Source organism: Aeromonas sp. QDB54 (assembly GCF_027707385.1).
GTDB classification, from domain to species: Bacteria; Pseudomonadota; Gammaproteobacteria; order Enterobacterales; family Aeromonadaceae; genus Aeromonas; species Aeromonas hydrophila.
In genome coordinates, this window is the sequence record NZ_JAPCIT010000073.1 from 1 (window position 1) to 1,453 (window position 1,453).

The 1,453-nt window shown below is 54.7% G+C and carries 2 protein-coding genes; both read left to right on the forward strand.

Annotated elements, in window-relative coordinates:
* A partial coding sequence (locus PG881_RS23840) for a hypothetical protein (RefSeq protein WP_010674970.1) occupies positions 1 to 216 on the forward strand: 216 nt, incomplete at its 5' end.
* Between the two features lie 15 nt (positions 217 to 231).
* On the forward strand, positions 232 to 1,453 hold a 1,222-nt coding region (locus tag PG881_RS23845; RefSeq protein WP_270803296.1), incomplete at its 3' end, for a tyrosine-type recombinase/integrase.

The window sequence follows — 1,453 nt, forward strand, 5'->3', positions numbered from 1 at the left end:
ATGATTATGGCATACACCTACCTGACAACAGAAGAGCTCTCTGCTCGCATCAAGTTCGATCCACGTACTATCCGCAATCAGCTGAAAGACTCTGTCCTGCTCGAAGGGCTGCACTATATTCGCCCGTTTGGCGGTCGTAAGTTGTTGTTTCTCTGGGAGCCTATCGAAGAGGAAATGCTCAAGCACAGCGCAATGTTCGAGTCGTTTCAGGGCTAGGGGAGGTGGATTCTTATGGCAACAGTATATAGCCTTAACCAATTGCTTTACCTCGATTTTTGCTTCAAGGGGAAGCGCTGTCGTGAGCGCACTGGGTTACCCGATACAAGCCAAAATCGCCACAAACTGAAGCAGTATTGTGAACGGTTGGAGGCACAAATCACCCTCGGGCAGTTTGATTTTTGCAAAACCTTCCCAAACAGCCCGCGTTGTGGCTACTTCACCAAACTGGCCGAGCGGGAAGCCGTGTTGCGGGCTGGGTGCCCTCTGTTGTCTGATTTTGCTGAGCAGTGGTACCAGGAAAAATCGGCCGAGTGGCGAACCTCCCAGCAGGAGACCATCCGCGACATTCTTGATTGCCATCTGCTGCCGCACTTTGGCAATCAGCCGCTGAGCGTGATCGATAAGTCTGCGATCTTGGCATTCAGGACAATGATCGCTCGTTTGCCCGGGAGAGGTGGCAAGCCGATCTCAGCCTCACGGGTCAACCACATCATGACGCCGCTTCGCATGATGTTGGCAGATGCGGCAGATCGGTTCGGTTTTGACTCGCCCTGGCGCAATATCCGAGCACTCAAGATCCCCCGTAGCAACATCATGCCCTTCAGTCTTGAAGAGATTGGTCGACTGCTGGCAGTGGTGAGGGCTGACTTTCGCCCTTATTACACCATCCGGTTTTTTACCGGGCTACGTTCGAGCGAGATCCACGGTTTAACCTGGCGCCACATCGATTTCGAGCGCCGGCAGATCCTGGTGTATCAGGCATGGGTCCGCAATGAACTGATCCCGACGAAAACCGATGGCTCCTATCGCGCGGTGCAGATGAGTGAGCAGGTTTATCAGGCATTTCTCACTCAACGCGACCGCTACGATGGCAAGGTCTCACCAGATGGGTTTGTTTTCTGCACGAAGCACGGCAGCCCGTTCGAGGATCGCAATGTGGCCAATCGGGTGTGGTACCCATTGCTGTCGTTGTTAAAGCTGGAGAAGCGCAAGCCCTATCAGACAAGGCATACCGCCGCCACGCTCTGGCTCGCGGCAGGTGAGAGCCCTGAGTGGATAGCAAAGCAACTGGGCCATAACAGCACTCAGATGTTATTCCGGGTCTATTCCCGTTACGTGCCTGATCTGTCGGGTCGGGATGGGCATGCCTTTGAGCAGATGTTGGCGGGATTCGAGCAGCAGCGGCTTGCCTCGAAGGCGCTGGCGGAAAGGTGGGATTCACACGATGGGGAGG